This is a genomic window from Streptomyces sp. NPDC006309 (assembly GCF_040613095.1).
In the GTDB taxonomy this organism is placed as follows: Bacteria; Actinomycetota; Actinomycetes; order Streptomycetales; family Streptomycetaceae; genus Streptomyces.
Genome location: NZ_JBEXRO010000001.1, coordinates 435,725 through 449,399, shown reverse-complemented (window position 1 = coordinate 449,399; position 13,675 = coordinate 435,725). Strand labels below are relative to the sequence as shown.

The 13,675-nt window shown below is 71.0% G+C and carries 19 protein-coding genes and 1 pseudogene; 16 read left to right on the top strand and 4 right to left on the bottom strand.

The genetic code is table 11. The features are described from left to right. The first annotated feature begins 189 nt into the window (after nucleotides 1-189). The 8 genes from ABZ117_RS02065 to ABZ117_RS02030 all read left to right on the top strand — a co-directional run bounded on the left by ABZ117_RS02065 (nucleotide 190) and on the right by ABZ117_RS02030 (nucleotide 5,473). Nucleotides 190-429 carry a chaplin gene (locus tag ABZ117_RS02065; protein ID WP_356816438.1) on the top strand — a complete coding sequence of 80 codons (240 nt, stop codon included), beginning with the start codon at nucleotides 190-192 and terminating at the stop codon, nucleotides 427-429. Nucleotides 430-599: 170 nt separating this feature from the next. After that, nucleotides 600-1,616: a hypothetical protein gene (locus ABZ117_RS02060; RefSeq protein ID WP_356816436.1), complete on the top strand. Its 1,017-nt coding sequence runs from the start codon at nucleotides 600-602 to the stop codon at nucleotides 1,614-1,616. A gap of 137 nt (nucleotides 1,617-1,753) precedes the next feature. Then, nucleotides 1,754-2,041, top strand: a complete 288-nt coding sequence (locus tag ABZ117_RS02055) for a hypothetical protein (RefSeq protein WP_356816434.1) — start codon at nucleotides 1,754-1,756, stop codon at nucleotides 2,039-2,041. Between the two features lie 158 nt (nucleotides 2,042-2,199). Beyond that, nucleotides 2,200-2,703 (top strand): DUF5949 family protein, encoded by a 504-nt coding sequence (locus tag ABZ117_RS02050; RefSeq protein WP_356816432.1) that lies wholly within the window; start codon nucleotides 2,200-2,202, stop codon nucleotides 2,701-2,703. Further along, on the top strand, nucleotides 2,703-3,287 hold the full coding sequence (locus ABZ117_RS02045; RefSeq protein ID WP_356816430.1) for a vitamin K epoxide reductase family protein: 585 nt from the start codon (nucleotides 2,703-2,705) through the stop codon (nucleotides 3,285-3,287). Before ABZ117_RS02050 ends, ABZ117_RS02045 begins: the two co-directional genes overlap by 1 nt. 100 nt (nucleotides 3,288-3,387) lie before the next feature. Beyond that, nucleotides 3,388-3,900, top strand: a complete 513-nt coding sequence (locus ABZ117_RS02040) for a hypothetical protein (RefSeq protein ID WP_356816428.1) — start codon at nucleotides 3,388-3,390, stop codon at nucleotides 3,898-3,900. A 225-nt stretch (nucleotides 3,901-4,125) separates the two neighbouring features. After that, nucleotides 4,126-4,623: a tyrosinase family oxidase copper chaperone gene (locus ABZ117_RS02035; RefSeq protein ID WP_356816426.1), complete on the top strand. Its 498-nt coding sequence runs from the start codon at nucleotides 4,126-4,128 to the stop codon at nucleotides 4,621-4,623. Then, nucleotides 4,607-5,473: a tyrosinase family protein gene (locus ABZ117_RS02030; RefSeq protein WP_356816424.1), complete on the top strand. Its 867-nt coding sequence runs from the start codon at nucleotides 4,607-4,609 to the stop codon at nucleotides 5,471-5,473. Before ABZ117_RS02035 ends, ABZ117_RS02030 begins: the two co-directional genes overlap by 17 nt. Before the next feature lie 81 nt (nucleotides 5,474-5,554). Here the strand turns inward: ABZ117_RS02030 and ABZ117_RS02025 are convergent, their stop codons facing one another. Then, entirely contained in the window at nucleotides 5,555-5,860 is a 306-nt protein-coding gene (locus ABZ117_RS02025) for a chaplin (RefSeq protein ID WP_356816422.1), read from the bottom strand. Between the two features lie 211 nt (nucleotides 5,861-6,071). Here ABZ117_RS02025 and ABZ117_RS02020 point away from each other — a divergent pair, with 211 nt between their 5' ends. Beyond that, a complete protein-coding gene (locus tag ABZ117_RS02020) occupies nucleotides 6,072-6,626 on the top strand; it encodes a DUF2087 domain-containing protein (RefSeq protein WP_356816421.1) in 555 nt (184 codons plus the stop codon). 82 nt (nucleotides 6,627-6,708) lie between these two features. Here ABZ117_RS02020 and ABZ117_RS02015 read toward each other — a convergent pair whose 3' ends face one another. Further along, nucleotides 6,709-7,671, bottom strand: a complete 963-nt coding sequence (locus ABZ117_RS02015) for a D-2-hydroxyacid dehydrogenase family protein (protein ID WP_356816419.1) — start codon at nucleotides 7,669-7,671, stop codon at nucleotides 6,709-6,711. A 122-nt stretch (nucleotides 7,672-7,793) separates the two neighbouring features. Here ABZ117_RS02015 and ABZ117_RS02010 point away from each other — a divergent pair, with 122 nt between their 5' ends. The 6 genes from ABZ117_RS02010 to ABZ117_RS01985 all read left to right on the top strand — a co-directional run bounded on the left by ABZ117_RS02010 (nucleotide 7,794) and on the right by ABZ117_RS01985 (nucleotide 11,935). Then, entirely contained in the window at nucleotides 7,794-8,261 is a 468-nt protein-coding gene (locus ABZ117_RS02010) for a hypothetical protein (protein WP_356816417.1), read from the top strand. 249 nt (nucleotides 8,262-8,510) lie between these two features. Further along, complete coding sequence (locus ABZ117_RS02005; protein ID WP_356816416.1) at nucleotides 8,511-8,867, top strand: DUF4333 domain-containing protein; 357 nt, start codon at nucleotides 8,511-8,513, stop codon at nucleotides 8,865-8,867. Nucleotides 8,868-8,987: 120 nt separating this feature from the next. Next, nucleotides 8,988-9,422 (top strand): hypothetical protein, encoded by a 435-nt coding sequence (locus tag ABZ117_RS02000; RefSeq protein ID WP_356816415.1) that lies wholly within the window; start codon nucleotides 8,988-8,990, stop codon nucleotides 9,420-9,422. A 96-nt stretch (nucleotides 9,423-9,518) separates the two neighbouring features. After that, nucleotides 9,519-10,823, top strand: coding sequence for a hypothetical protein (locus ABZ117_RS01995; protein WP_356816414.1), 1,305 nt, complete (start codon nucleotides 9,519-9,521; stop codon nucleotides 10,821-10,823). A gap of 40 nt (nucleotides 10,824-10,863) precedes the next feature. Beyond that, nucleotides 10,864-11,361: a hypothetical protein gene (locus ABZ117_RS01990; RefSeq protein ID WP_356816413.1), complete on the top strand. Its 498-nt coding sequence runs from the start codon at nucleotides 10,864-10,866 to the stop codon at nucleotides 11,359-11,361. A 61-nt stretch (nucleotides 11,362-11,422) separates the two neighbouring features. After that, nucleotides 11,423-11,935, top strand: a complete 513-nt coding sequence (locus ABZ117_RS01985; RefSeq protein WP_356816412.1) for a hypothetical protein — start codon at nucleotides 11,423-11,425, stop codon at nucleotides 11,933-11,935. Nucleotides 11,936-11,938: 3 nt separating this feature from the next. Here the strand turns inward: ABZ117_RS01985 and ABZ117_RS01980 are convergent, their stop codons facing one another. Both ABZ117_RS01980 and ABZ117_RS01975 read right to left on the bottom strand, forming a co-directional pair. Then, on the bottom strand, nucleotides 11,939-12,418 hold the full coding sequence (locus ABZ117_RS01980; RefSeq protein WP_356816411.1) for a hypothetical protein: 480 nt from the start codon (nucleotides 12,416-12,418) through the stop codon (nucleotides 11,939-11,941). A 137-nt stretch (nucleotides 12,419-12,555) separates the two neighbouring features. Then, nucleotides 12,556-12,684: pseudogene (locus ABZ117_RS01975) on the bottom strand (GntR family transcriptional regulator); the annotation flags it as partial. A gap of 336 nt (nucleotides 12,685-13,020) precedes the next feature. On the opposite strand from ABZ117_RS01975, the gene ABZ117_RS01970 reads away from it, so the two are divergent. Next, entirely contained in the window at nucleotides 13,021-13,299 is a 279-nt protein-coding gene (locus ABZ117_RS01970) for a hypothetical protein (RefSeq protein ID WP_356816410.1), read from the top strand. Nucleotides 13,300-13,675 lie beyond the last annotated feature (376 nt).

Here is a 13,675-nt window from a genome sequence, read left to right as displayed (position 1 = left end):
GTACTGGAGAGACCGCAACTCTAGCGGCAACCCCGTCAATTCGTATAAATAGGGCAAGTGTGTCGTAACCGGGAAGCGTCTCCGCCCGTGCGTCACTCCATTGGCGGCACAACTCCGGGGGGCGCGGCGCGTTGACACAGCGCCGGGCATCCGCCCGGGTGTTGTGTCGATCTCAAGGAGCACTTCTCCATGTCGCGTATCGCGAAGGGCCTGGCCCTGACCTCTGCCGCCGTCGCGGCCGTTGCCGGCGGTGCCGGTGTGGCCTCCGCCGACGCGGACGCTCACGGCGTCGCCGCCAACTCGCCGGGCGTGGTGTCGGGCAACGTCATCCAGGTCCCGATCCACATCCCGGTGAACGTCTGCGGAAACACCATCGACGTCATCGGCCTGCTGAACCCGGCGTTCGGCAACACCTGCGTCAACGGCTGACACCGGGACGCAACCCTTCGGCCGGCCGGCCGCCCGCACATCCGTCGCGGCGCGGACGGCCGGTTCCGTGCTACTCCGGACGGATCACGTTCCGTACGCGAGCGGTTGCGCCCGGCCATCGGTGAACTGACGGTGGGCTCAGGTCCCACTGTTCACCGAAAGGAACACCCATGCGTGATCTGCCTGCCCGGCGTCTCGCGTCCACCGCTCTCTGCGCGGCCGTCCTGGTCGGCATCACCGGCCCCGCCGTCGCCGCCGACACGGCCGACACGGCCGACACGGCAAGCGGACACGCCCGCGCCGCGTCCCGGGCAGCCGTCCCCGCGGCGGAACGGGAGCGGCTGCTCGCCCAGGTGAGGGCCCTCGGCGCCGCCGGGTCCGTCCTCAACCCCGTCGTCGACCTGCTCAACCGGTCGCTGGAGAAGGGCAAGCTGCCCGCCGACGAGGCCAGGAGGCTGGGCGAGGCCGCGAAGAAGGCCATCGCCAAGGCCGCCGAGGACCCCTCCCCGGCGACATCCGCCTCCCCGGCCTCGCCCGCGGCCCCCGCGAAGCCCGCCTCGCCCGCGGCCCCCGCGTCTCCGGCCTCGCCCGCGGCCCCCGCGAAACCCGCCTCGCCCGCGGCTTCCGCGTCACCCGCCGATGCCGCGAAGCCCGCGTCCCCCGCCTCCCCTTCGGCCTCCGCGTCCCTGTCGACCGCCGCCTCCCCTTCGGCCTCCGCTTCTGTGTCGACCGCAGCCTCCCCCTCGGCCGCCGCGTCCCCGCAGGCCGCCAAGCCGGCCGCCCCCGCCAAGCCGGCCGTCCCCGCCAAGCCGGCCGTCCCCGCCAAGCCGGCCGTCCCCGCCAAGCCGGCCGCCCCCGCCAAGGCCGCCGCCCCCGCCGTCCCCGCCAAGCCCGCCGTCCCCGCCAAGGCCGACGACGGCAAGCCGCCCTCCTCCCGTGACCTCGCGAGCGACGCGCTCTCCGCGCTCCAGACCGCGGTCGACAACCTGGTGAAGGCGGTCACCGGAGACCTCGACCAGCTCCTGTCGTCCGCCAGTGACGTGGTGTCCGGCCTGGTGGATCTGCTCGGGACGACCCTCCTCGGCAACGACATGCCCGCCCCCGGCATCGACTCCCTCCCGTCCCTGCCCTCGCTGCCCGCCCTGCCGTCCCTCCCCGCCACGCCGAGCCTGCCGACCACCGGCTGACGTGGGGCCGGCCCCCCGGCCGGCTCCACGGGGATCTCATATGTCTTCTCGGTGCGGGGTTTCCGGCCCGCCCGGACCTCGTTAGGCAGGGCGTCAGAATCCCTGGGGCGACGCGAGTTGCCGAGGAAAGGAACACGATGAAGTCCCTGAAGGCTGCCGCCGTTGTCGCCGGTTCCGTGGCCCTTGCCGGCGTCGCCGCGCCCGCGTTCGCCTACGACGCCCAGCACCTGCCGCCCCTGAGCCTCAACGGCGGGATCGCCCACATCGCCGAGCACCCGCCCACGGTCACCGACCTGCTGCCGGTCCAGCACCAGTCGGACGCGCTCGACACCGAGAACAAGGACTCCCTGCTGAGCGGCGTCAAGGGCGCCACCACGAACCTCAACCGGAAGGGGCTGCTCGGCGGTCTGCCCGTGCAGCACTGACGTCCACGTACCGAACGGGCCGGTACCGCACCCGCGGGACCGGCCCTCGGCACGTCCGGCGAGCCGCGTCCCCCGATCGTGTGGAGCGGCCCCGGGCACTGCTCCGGACGAGTGAGAAGCGGCCGGGTCGCCCCGCGGCCCGTCGGTATGGTCGCGCGGTGACCTCAGTATCGAGCGATACCCGTCCCTTCCGCGCCGCCGACCTCGGCACACTCGCCCTGCTCGCCTGGATGGCCAGGAACGAGGTGGGCGACGGCAGGACCCCCTGCCTCCTCGCCTGCTCCCTGGGCGACGGCCCGGACGGCCCGGAGGCCGCGTCCGCCGCCGTCGGGCGGCTGCTCGACGACATGGGGCTGCCCGTGGGCGGCGAGCCCGTCGACGGCACCACCCGGCCCAGCCTCAAGGTCAGCATGCTGGTGGTCGCCGGACAGATCGTCCTCCAGATGCCGGGCGTCAGCAACCAGGTCAGCCCGCCGGCGGAATGGCTGAGCGCGGTCGAGGAACTCGGCTACGCCTACTTCATGTTGACCACCCGCATCTGCCCCTCGACCGGGCCCCGCCGGGCGGCCACCGGAGAGGCACTGGCCGCGTTCGCGGCCGCCCCGGACACGGTGAACGCCGCCGCCCACCTCTACCTCCCCGCCCGCAGCCTGCGCGCCTGATGGGCCGGCGGGCGGGCGCGAGCCGCGGGCTCGCCCTGCTGATCGCGCTCACGGGGGCGGCGGGAGTGCTGGCCTCCTGGGTGATCACCCTGGACGAGTTCAAGCTGCTCCAGGACCCGCACTTCGTCCCCGGGTGCAGCCTGAACCCGGTGCTCTCCTGCGGCAGCGTGATGAAGAGCGGCCAGGCCACCGTGTTCGGGTTCCCCAACCCGATGCTGGGCCTGGTGGCCTACGGCATCGTGGTCTGCGCCGGCGTCGGCCTGCTCGCCGGGGCCCGCTTCCCCGGCTGGTACTGGCTGCTGTTCGAGGCGGGCTGTCTGTTCGGCGTCGGCTTCGTGTCCTGGCTCCAGTTCGAGTCGCTGTACCGGATCAACGCGCTGTGCCTGTGGTGCTGCCTGGCCTGGATCGCGACGATCGTCCTGTTCTGGTACGTGACGTCCGTCTGCGTGCGCCACGGTTTCCTGCCCGCGCCCCACTGGCTCAGGACGTTCTTCGCCGAGTTCACCTGGGTGCTTCCCGTACTGCACCTCGGGGTGGTCGGCATGCTCGTGCTGACCCGCTGGTGGGACTTCTGGACAAGCTGACCATTACGGCAGCCGGGGGAATTGCGCGCTGAAGCCGTTTTCCGCTCGTTACGCGGTACGGACGTCGAACCCCCGCACTGTGAAAGGGACCGTACCTGACATGAAGCCGACCACCCGAGGAACCCTTGCCGCCGTCGTCACGGGCGTCGCGGCCACCGTCGGGGCCGCCGGCCCCGCCGCGGCGGCCGGCGCGGTCCCCGTCCCCGTGCCCCTGGGCGGCGTCTCCAAGGCCCTGCACATGGAGGTGCCCAGGCTCGGCGCGGAGCTGCCGCTGCTGACGCCGGGCGCCCCCGACGGTCCCCGGTACGTCACCGGCCGGCTCCTCCCGGACCGGACCCTGCCCCAGGTGCCGTTGAGCAGCGGGCTGCCCGGCCTGGACGCCCGGGCACCGCTGCCGCACGTCCTGGGTGACGACTTCGACCACCTCGACGTGGTCGCGCCAACCTCCGACGTGCGGGCACTCGCCCCCGGCCTGTCCGTGGACGCCCCCCTCACCGCGCCCCGCGGGGACAACCTCGGCCTCCCGGACGCCAAGCTCCCCCAGGCCGGCGTCCTCGCCCCGGTCCTGCGCACCGTCGCCGGCGCGAACGTGGGCACCGGCTCGGGACTGTAGGCGACGGCGGGCGGGCCCGGCCGGTATCGCGGGCGGTACTGCCGTGCCTCAGTGCCCCATAGCCCCCGCACCTCCTGCTGACGCTTGTGCCCCCGCACCTCCTGCTGACCCTTGAGCCCCCGCACTCTCCGCCCTCCGGCTCCCCGTATGGCTCCTCGGCGGTGACCCCTCGCGCCCTTCGCCGGTTAACCGGTAGGACATCCGAACCCGGAGGAGGAGCGAGCGATGGTCGTCGGTGCCGGTGGTGTGGCGGTCGGTGCGGAACAGCAGGGCGGAACGGGGGCGGTCAGACCCTCGCGGAGGGAGATGGCGCGGGGGCTGCTGGCCTCCGCGGCCACCCTTGCGCTCGCCCCGGTCGTCGCCGCGTCCCGGCCCCTGGCTCCGGCCGGCGGCACCGGGGGCGGCTCCTTCGACGAGACCTACCGGGGCCGCCGCATCCAGGGCGTCCTGACGCCGTCCGCGGGGCACCGGGCGGTGGCCGGCGGCGACTGGCGGATCACCATCGACGGCCGCCCGCTGCACCTGATGCGCCGGGCCGACGGCACCTGGCTGAGCATGGTCGACCACTACACGTCGTACCGCACGCCCCTGGAGGCCACCCGGGCGGCCGTCGACGGGCTCGGCCCCGGCCAGCGGCTGCGCGACCTGGCGCCGGGACCGGTCGGGGACCCGCGGCACGGGGAGCACACGCACTCGGGGGGCCCGCATGGCGTACGTGCGTAAGAACGTCAGCACACTCACCCGCACCGAGCGCCGGCGGTTCGTCAACGCGCTGCTGGAACTGAAACGGCGCGGGGAGTACGACGAATTCGTGCGCATGCACATCGACTTCTACACCCCCGACGGCGAGAACGGCCTGCGCAGCGCCCACATGGCACCGTCGTTCCTGCCCTGGCACCGCCGGTTCCTGCTGGAGCTGGAGCGGGCCCTGCGCCGGATCGACTCCTCGGTGACGGTGCCGTACTGGGACTGGACCCGGGACCGCACGACGACCTCCGTGCCCTGGAAGAAGGACCTCCTCGGCGGCAACGGGCGGCGCTCCGACCGGCAGGTGACGACCGGCCCGTTCGCCTACTCGGCGGGCCACTGGACCATCCGCGAGGGCGTCACCGACGGCAAGTTCCTCACCCGGGACCTGGGCCGGGCCGCCGCCCCCATCAAGCTGCCGACCCGCGGTGAACTCCGCGAGGCGCTCGACGACCCCGTGTACGACGTGTGGCCCTGGGACTCCACCGTCCGCAAGGGCTTCCGCAACAAGCTGGAGGGCTGGGGGGCCGGCACGGGCAGCGCCTCCTGGCGCAACCACAACCGGGTGCACCGCTGGGTCGGCGGCGTGATGCTCGGCGGCGCGTCCGTCAACGACCCGGTGTTCTGGCTGCACCACGCCTTCGTCGATCTCCAGTGGTACCGCTGGCAGCGGGCCCACCGCGGCCACCGCTATCTGCCGGCCGAGCCGCCCCGGGCCACCGACCGCCAGCACGGCCGGGTCGTCGCCCGGCACGAGAGGCTGCCGCCGTGGGACGAGACACCGGACCAGCTGGAGGACGTGAGCCGCGTCTACCGGTATGCGTGAGGTGCCCGCCGGGTGAGGCGGGCACGGGCAAGAGCCCCGGCGCTCGGAGTGCCGGGGCTCTTGCCTGTGGATGCGGTCGGCTCAGCCGCCGTAGCCACCGTCGTGGCCGGGACCGGCGTTGCCGTCCTTGTCCTTGTCCTTGTGGCCGCCGTCGTTGATGCAGACGTTGCCGAACGCCGGGTTCAGCAGCGCGATGATGTCGACGGTGTTGCCGCAGAGGTTGATCGGCACGTTGACCGGAACCTGGATGACGTTGCCCGACAGGACGCCGGGGGAACCGACGGCCGCGCCCTCGGCGGTGGCGTCGGCCAGGGCCAGCCCGGCCGAGCTGATCACCACGGCACCGGTGCCGAGAGCGACAGCGGCTGCCTTCGCGATGCGAGACATCACGTTCTCCTTTGGTAGCTCGGATAGCGCAGCGGCAGACCAGCCGCCGCACTTCCCGTTCAACGGCGCCACGCGGGGCTGGTCACGGTGATCAGCCGGGGATCACCCTTTCAACGGCAACGCCCCTCCAGCGGACGAGCCGGCGCGGCGCGCACGCGGCTCCGGCGTTATTCGCGGGCACCGGTCCGCACTGCTCCCCTACCCTCCGGCCATGGACAACGACAACCTCCCCGATGCGCGCGAGCGGTCCCGGCAGCTGATCGGGCTGCTCGCCGACACCGGCCGGCTGCGGGCCTTCGCGGCGGTGGCGCTGGGCGCGCGGAACCCCGAAGAGGTCGCCGGGGCGGCCGACCTCCCGGCGAGGGCCACGGCCCTCGCGCTGTACAGACTGCGCGAACAGGGTGCCGTGACCGACGGCGCCGACGGCGCGCTCACCGTCTCCTACGGCCTCCTGCGCGACCTGGCCCGCCCCGAGCAGCCCGCGCGGCAGGCCGGGCCGGACGTGATCGCCACCTTCGTCCGGGACGGCCGTCTGCTACGGCTGCCGGCCCAGTGGACCCGCAAACAGCGCGTACTGCGGCACATCGCGGAACAGACCTTCGAACCGGGCGTCGCCTACCCGGAACGCGTCGTGAACGAGCGTCTGCGGGCCTGGTGCGAGGGCTCCGACGACATCGACCATGTGACGCTCCGCCGGTACCTCGTCGACCTGCACGAACTGCGCCGGACCGACGGCATCTACGAACGCGTGCCGACCGGTACGTGACCGGAACGTTCCGGCCGCGCACGCCGACCCCTCCCCCAGGGCATGACCGACGCCACGGCGGTCCACCGTGCGGCCGTCCCCCTCAGCCGGGCAGCCGGCGTACCGGCGAGCCGTCCAGCCAGGCCCTGATGTCCTCCACCGCCTGGCCGTAGTACGTCGTGTAGTTGGCGTGGGAGACATAGCCGAGGTGCGGTGTGGCGAGGAGACGGGGCGCGGTCCGCATCGGGTGGCCGGCGGGCAGCGGCTCGATGTCGAAGACGTCGATGCCGGCGCCCGCGATCCGGCCCTCGTGCAGCGCGGCCAGCAGCGCGTCCTGGTCGACGATCGCCGCCCGGGAGGTGTTGACCAGGTAGGCGGTCGGCTTCATCAGGGCGAGTTCGGCGGCGCCGAGAAGACCACGGGTACGGTCACCGAGGGCCAGATGAACGGATACGAAGTCGCTCGAGGCGAGCAACTCCTCTTTGGAGTGCGCGAGTTCCACCCCGACCTCGGCGGCGCGCTCCTCGGTGAGGTGCCGGCTCCACGCGCTCACCCGCATCCCGAACGCGAGCCCGACCTGCGCCACCCGGCTGCCGATCTTCCCGAGCCCGAGCAGCCCCAGCCGGCGTCCGTGCAGATCGGCGCCGACGGTCGACTGCCAGGGCCCGTCGCCACGCAGGGCGGTGCTCTCCTGGACGATCCCCCGGGCGAGACCGAGCAGCAGCGCCCAGGTCAGCTCGACCGGCGGGGTGCTGGAACTCGCCGTCCCGCACACGGTGACCCCGTGCGCCTCGCAAGCGGCGTAGTCGATGACGCTGTTGCGCATCCCGGAGGCGACGAGCAGCTTCAGCCGGGGGAGACGGGCGATCAGCGAACCGGGGAAGGGGACGCGTTCGCGCAGGGTGACGACGATGTCGTAACCGGCGAGGGCCGCGGCGAGGGCGTCCTCGTCACCGAGATGCTCGCGCAGCGAGACGACCTCCACCCGCTCCCCGACCACCGACCAGTCGGCCAACTCGGTGGCCACCCCCTGGAAGTCATCCAGCACCACACAACGAAGTCGCACGACATCTCCCTCCGGCCCGACGACTCTAACGACCGGTCGACACCGGATTCCCCGCAGGTGGACCAGGACGCCCGACGCTGCCAGGATCGGCGGTCCAAAGGCACGCTGTGAGGAGAAACAGGTTGGGTTACGACCTCAGGGCAGTGATCGCGGAGCGGGGTCTGCTGGCCGCGGTGACGGCTGATGTGTCCGCCGCCCGCCTCGTGGATGTGCGTCATGGTCTGGCACTGCTGCCCATGACCGGTGTTTTGTCCGACGCGCTGACCGATGCGGCAAGGCCCCGCCGTACCGCCTTCTGGAGCCTCCCGCCCGGCTTCGACGATGTGCTGGCCGAGTGGTCGAGGACGGGTTCCGTGGCGTATGCCGAAGCGGAGTACTTCGGGGGCGTAGGGGAGGAGAACGCGGCGGTGTGGCGCGACGGGGAGCTCGTCCTCGGACCGCTCCACCTCGCCGAAGGCGAAACGGCACCGGCCGGGGGGTCCCCGGTCTGCCAGGTGCTGCGTGCGCTCGGCGTCCACGCCGGTCAGGAGGACGAGTTCACGGCCGTGGGCCTTGGCGAACATCGGGACAACGAGGGATGGCTGCGCTGATGGCGCGGCGTGGACGTGGCGGTGGTGCAGCCCGTGCCCGCGAGCGACGGCCCCTTTCTGGCGGGACCTCTGACTCTTCTTCGGGAGGTGATTCTCCAGGCTTACGTGAATGAGGTGAAGGGATAGGGAGAATGCGTGTGCCCGCGAATTGCGCGCCCCCTGTCGGCCGCCCCCTTCGACATGTCCACGGCACCCCGCCAGTATGCTCATCGAGTCTTCCCGCCCTGCCCGGCTGACCAGGAGTGCACGATGTTCAAAGCCCGGACGACCACAAGCGTGTCGATCCTCGCGGCCGTCGTGGCGAGCACGCTGCTCCTGGGCTGCTCGGCCTCCGCCGAGGTCAAGAAGTCCACGCCGCCGAAGCTGTCCGCGGACAAGCTGTCCGGCATGCTGTCCGAAAGGCTCGCCACTGCCACAGGGCAGCAGAAGCCGCGCGTCTCCTGCCCCGAGGACCTCGTCGGCAAGGTCGGCACCACCTCGCGCTGCACGCTCACCGCGGATGACGGCAGCACCCTGGGTGTGACGGTCAAGGTCACCTCGGTCAACGACGGCCGGATCCACTACGACTTCAAGGCCGACGACAAGGCCTCTCCGGCCCCGAACTGATATTTCCAGGCGAGTAGTTGACGCCGCCGGCACTTTGCCGAAAGCGCTACGGTACGAGCGGATCGTTGCAACGGGGGCGCCCGCCACGCCGGCGCCGGACAGCGGCAGGAGGCAAGGCTGATGGCAGGGGCGGAACCGGGGGCCAGTGCGGCGGCACAGCCCGTCGGGATGCGGCTGAACCAGGTACCCGGCGATGTCGGAGGCTCCCCGACCCCACCGGGACTGATCGGCGGCCAGAAGAAGCTCGTCTCCACACCGGCCCAGAAGCAGGCCGCGGCCAACGCCATCGAGCAGCACATCGAGCCCGACACCCGCAAAGCCGGAGATTACGCGGACGCGCACACCGACGCGGCGGTCAAGGCCTTCCGTGACGGCTGGCACACTGCGGGGGCGCTGAAGAAGGCACACACGGCCTGGGGGCAGCAGGTGACGAACCTGATGAACATGCTGGCTTCGGACAAGGCGGCGTTGCGCAGCACCAACACCACTTTGCAGGGCACCGACGTCCAGGTCGGTTCGCACACGAACTCGGTGTCGCCGCTCTACGGGTACTGACCGGGCGGCGCCACGCGGCTCACGCCCTGGCCGCGGCCTCACTCGCAGACAGCTTGGCAATGACAACGGGGACCCATGCCGACGTATCACGAGATCATGACGACCGACCTGTCCACACTCACGACGGCCGCGGAGCACTGGGACGGGATGGCGAAGGAGTTCCACAAGCAGGAGACCGCCTACCGGCGCGACGTCTACGGCATCACCCTGAGCCCGGGCTGGTCGGGGTTGAGCGCGGACGCCGCGAACGGCCGCTTCAACGTCACGCTCAGGCAGTTCCAGGCCGCGCAGGTCGAGGCCAGGGCAGTGGCCTCACTGCTGCGCGAGGCGCACACGGACTTCACGGATCTCCGCAAGAAGCTGGACTCCGCCCGGTCGGACGCCGTCAAGGCGGGCATGGCGGTCTCGGAGGCAGGCGTGGTCTCCTACGACACCGCGAAGCTGAGCGAGGGCGAACGCAACGCCCTGCACCACGACCCCGATTACCAGCAGTCCGTGCGCAAGGCGGTCACCTCCTGGCAGGCGGAGATCGACCGGCTCGTGAAGGAGACGAGCGACACCGACACCGAGGTCGACAACGCCCTCACCCGGGTGGTGATCGACTTCGACCTCCGTGACGGCACGCTCGCCGGCTTCAACAGCCACGCCCACGGCGACATCAAGACGTACGAGGACGAAGCCGAACGCGAGGCCGCCCGCACCGGACCCGACGGGTGGAAATCCGAGGGCAAGACCGAGACATCCGGCCCCGGGGTTGGGGCGAGTGCGACGGGACCGGACTTCGGTTCCGGCAAACTCGGCGAGGCGGACGCACACGCCGACCTGAGCAGCGCGAGCGCCGAGGGCTCGCTCACCAGGGGGCCGTGGAAACTCGACGGAAAAGCCGAGGCCTACGCGGGGATCAAGGGCTCCGCCAGCGGCGGCGTCTCCCACAGCGGCGTGCAGGGGGACGCGAGCGCCTTCGCGGGAGGTGAGGGCTCGGCCGAGGGCAGCGTCGATGTCGGCCCGGTCGGCGTCTCCGCGAAGGCCGAAGGCATGGCGGGCGGAGAGGCCGGCGCCAACACGGGGGGCGGAAAAGAGGGCGTGCACGTCGGCGCCGAGGCCTTCGCGGGGGCCAAGGGCGGCGGCGAGTTCGGCGCGGACGTCGGAGGAGTCTCGGCGGGCTTCTCCGGCGAGGGCTGGGCCGGCCCCGGAGCCGAGGCGAACCTGGACTTCGGCAAGAACGCCGAAGGCGCGTGGGAGTTCAGCACCAAAGTAGGCCTCTCTCCCGTCCTCGGCGGCGAATTGGGCTTCGACTTCAGTGTCGACCCGGGCAAGGTCGCCCACACCGCAGGTGACCTGGCCAGTGCCGTGGACCATGGTGTGAGTTCGTTCGGGCATGCGGTCACCAGCGTGTTCTGAACCCTCACCGACGTGCTCCCTGGAGGAAGGAAACCCCGCGATGTCCACGAAGCTGCCGATCCCGATCCGGTTCGACGTACCGCACGGCTGGCGAGCCGCGCCCCCGGACGAGGCCGGCGCGCCCGGTGCGGCGTTCGTCGCGATCCATCCGCCGTCGGACGCCGGTTTCACCGCGAACATCACCGTCGACGGCGAGTACCGCCCCGACACGGCGACACTGCCCGAGATCGCCGACGAGTCGGTGGCCCTCATGGGTGAGTCCGTCACGTCCCTCACGGTCACCGACCGCCGTGAGACCGGCTCCGCGGACGCCCCGGGCCTCACCCAGACCCTCACCTTCTCCGTAGTCGCCGGTCGGCACAGCCACGAACTCGTGCAGTCACAGGTGTACTTCTCCATGCTCGACGTCGACGATCCGCACAGGCGGGTCGTGATCCGACTGGTGCTCACCTCCACCGCGTCGCAGCATCCCGCCCTGCTGGACGACTTCCGGGACCTGGTGCGCACCGTCCGCCCGGGCGAGGCCGTGACACCGTAGCGGTTCCCGGGGGAGTCGGCCGGGCTTGTGCCGCCGGTCCAGGCCTTCGTAGGTTGGCCCCATGGGACTCTTCGACAAGCTGACCGGCACCCAGCATCCCCCAGAGGGGGTGTCGCCGGTCCCGGGGGAGGAGGTGCGGGCGGCGCTGCTCGGCCTCAACCAGCCCGAGGTTCCGTACGTCATCCGGTACGGCGGCGGTGAACAGTGCGACCTGCTGGCGGAATGGCGGCTGACGGAGCCCGCCTGGCAGCAGATCTTCATCCGGTCCCAGGTCAGCCACGCTGTCCGGATCCGGATGCGGCTGGACCACAAGGACCACGAGGTGCGCGCTCTCGAGGAACAGTGGGAACTCAGCCGGGCCGGAACTCCGACGAGGCTCCAGATGACATCGGAGTACACGCGCGGACCGAGCCGGACCGTCAGCCGCCGGTGGACCATCGGACGCGGGACGGACGGTCACCTCGAGACGACGGAGACCTTCCGCTTCGACAGCGCCCAGATGCGCGACCCACTGCGCGACACCGTCCTCAAGTCCGGCTGGACCTGGCGCGGAGTGCTCCTCGGCAAACTGTGACGATCACTCGATCCCGAGGGACCCGAAACCCAGGTCCTCACGCATGAGACGACGCATCCGAGCCATGGCCGTACGCCGTACCGCTACCAGGGACGCTTCCTCGGCGGAGCCGACTGCCATCCCCCGGGCGTAAGCGTTGCGTATCGCGCGCAGCCCATGAAACGCCTCGTTACCCGCCGCGACGACCTGCGGCGGGCCCACGAGCCAGAGGCGTTCACTGGCCGTATAGAGGCCGGTGCCACGGACGGCCTCCCTCACGGCCGCATCACGCGCCGACTCCGACCTGTGATCGCCGAGGGCGACGGCCCGCATCTCTTCTCCTGCCGCTTTGAGGGCGGTCACGAACTCCGTATACACCTCACGCCTTACTTCCCACGCATGCCTGGCCTCCTCCCGCCGCCACCGGCTGCGATCGGCGATGGCAGTAGCTGTGATGCCGATGACGGCACCGGTCAGGGTGGAGAGAAGCGGCGTCCAGTCCATATGCCGCAGCGTGTCTCAGTCGGTGCACGGGCACCAGTGGTGCTCGCTGGAGGCGAGCGCCGTGGTCCTGTACGGGACAACGTCAGTGACGGTTGATCGGAACCGCGTAGACGATGTCGCGGTGGCCGTGGGGCGCGAGTGCCGGCGATGAGGTCGTACGGCTCCGCACTCGTCGACAGCCGCACGGGCCTGCCACCGGCCAGGAACTCGTACGTCGTCCGGACGCGCAGGTCGCCCTCGGCGATGCCGGGCCGCGCCGCGATGTCCACCGTCACCGGCAGGGGTAGTTCCTCGGCGGCCGCGATGGCGGCGATCGTGTCTGCGACTTGTGACCTTCTTGGCCGAGCCAGAAGGCACTGTTGTCCCCGACAGTCACCCTCGTCGACTGTTGCTTCCTCCCGTTATCCGGCCCGACTGTGGCAAGCGGCGATTCGGGCCCGTACTCCCCTCCCCGCTCTACACGTTGATCTTGTCGGTCCTGGTGCGGGATTTTGAGCTGAACGAACCGGAGGGAGACGTAACGTGGCTGTCCCGTAGGGGCTCCTGATATCAACCGCTGGAGGCATCGCCGCCACCGTGGGGGCGTCATCGCTGGTGGCGTCGTGGGGCGGCGCAGTCAGAACCGTCAGTGGCTCCAGGAGGCGCGAACGGCCGCCTACGAGAAGTTCCTCCAAGCCTTCGGAAACGTGGAAATGGAGCTACGTGAAGCGTTCGTGGACAGACGCGCACCCGCGGTCGTCTGGGCGCCGTTCAATGCCGCTGTGCAATCGATGTCTCTTGTGGCAAGCCAGGAGGCCATGGCGGCGGCTGAGCAGATCTGCGACGTCGTCGAGGAATTCACGATCCTGTTCCACGGGCGTCATCCGGCGGATCTCGAATAACTCCGGCCAATTCACGGTCGGTTGTACGAGGCACACGTGAGGTTCGTCAACGCGGCCCGCCGCTCGCTCGACTCCTCGCGGTGGTGTCGCCCGTCCGTGGGTTATGGGGCGGTTCCACGCCGAGCCGCGACTGCGTGGCTACGACGAGGGCCCGCGCCAGCCGAAGCGCGCGCTGCACGACAGGAGATCGCGGGCATACCGCCTACCCCGAAGCCACTAAGTACGGCACTGTGTCTCCGACTGTCCGCGTTAGTCATGGGGGATCAACGTTGTGGGAGCAGTTGCCTGCTTTGGCTGGCGTTCTCGTGGGAGCCATCGGCTCCTACGTGGCAACCAGCCTTACGGAACGGAGCCGGTGGCGACGAGCAAGAGCCGA

What these genes read in the sequence shown, in the direction of transcription:
- ABZ117_RS02040 (WP_356816428.1), top strand. Translation starts at nt 3,388, where the DNA reads ATGAAGCCGACCACCCGAGGAACCCTTGCCGCCGTCGTCACGGGCGTC.
- ABZ117_RS02065 (WP_356816438.1), top strand. Translation starts at nt 190, where the DNA reads ATGTCGCGTATCGCGAAGGGCCTGGCCCTGACCTCTGCCGCCGTCGCG.
- ABZ117_RS02000 (WP_356816415.1), top strand. Translation starts at nt 8,988, where the DNA reads ATGGCAGGGGCGGAACCGGGGGCCAGTGCGGCGGCACAGCCCGTCGGG.
- ABZ117_RS01995 (WP_356816414.1), top strand. Translation starts at nt 9,519, where the DNA reads ATGACGACCGACCTGTCCACACTCACGACGGCCGCGGAGCACTGGGAC.
- ABZ117_RS02025 (WP_356816422.1), bottom strand. Translation starts at nt 5,860, where the DNA reads ATGTCTCGCATCGCGAAGGCAGCCGCTGTCGCTCTCGGCACCGGTGCC.
- ABZ117_RS02035 (WP_356816426.1), top strand. Translation starts at nt 4,126, where the DNA reads ATGGTCGTCGGTGCCGGTGGTGTGGCGGTCGGTGCGGAACAGCAGGGC.
- ABZ117_RS01985 (WP_356816412.1), top strand. Translation starts at nt 11,423, where the DNA reads ATGGGACTCTTCGACAAGCTGACCGGCACCCAGCATCCCCCAGAGGGG.
- ABZ117_RS02020 (WP_356816421.1), top strand. Translation starts at nt 6,072, where the DNA reads ATGGACAACGACAACCTCCCCGATGCGCGCGAGCGGTCCCGGCAGCTG.
- ABZ117_RS02055 (WP_356816434.1), top strand. Translation starts at nt 1,754, where the DNA reads ATGAAGTCCCTGAAGGCTGCCGCCGTTGTCGCCGGTTCCGTGGCCCTT.
- ABZ117_RS02045 (WP_356816430.1), top strand. Translation starts at nt 2,703, where the DNA reads ATGGGCCGGCGGGCGGGCGCGAGCCGCGGGCTCGCCCTGCTGATCGCG.
- ABZ117_RS01990 (WP_356816413.1), top strand. Translation starts at nt 10,864, where the DNA reads ATGTCCACGAAGCTGCCGATCCCGATCCGGTTCGACGTACCGCACGGC.
- ABZ117_RS02030 (WP_356816424.1), top strand. Translation starts at nt 4,607, where the DNA reads ATGGCGTACGTGCGTAAGAACGTCAGCACACTCACCCGCACCGAGCGC.
- ABZ117_RS02060 (WP_356816436.1), top strand. Translation starts at nt 600, where the DNA reads ATGCGTGATCTGCCTGCCCGGCGTCTCGCGTCCACCGCTCTCTGCGCG.
- ABZ117_RS01980 (WP_356816411.1), bottom strand. Translation starts at nt 12,418, where the DNA reads ATGGACTGGACGCCGCTTCTCTCCACCCTGACCGGTGCCGTCATCGGC.
- ABZ117_RS02005 (WP_356816416.1), top strand. Translation starts at nt 8,511, where the DNA reads ATGTTCAAAGCCCGGACGACCACAAGCGTGTCGATCCTCGCGGCCGTC.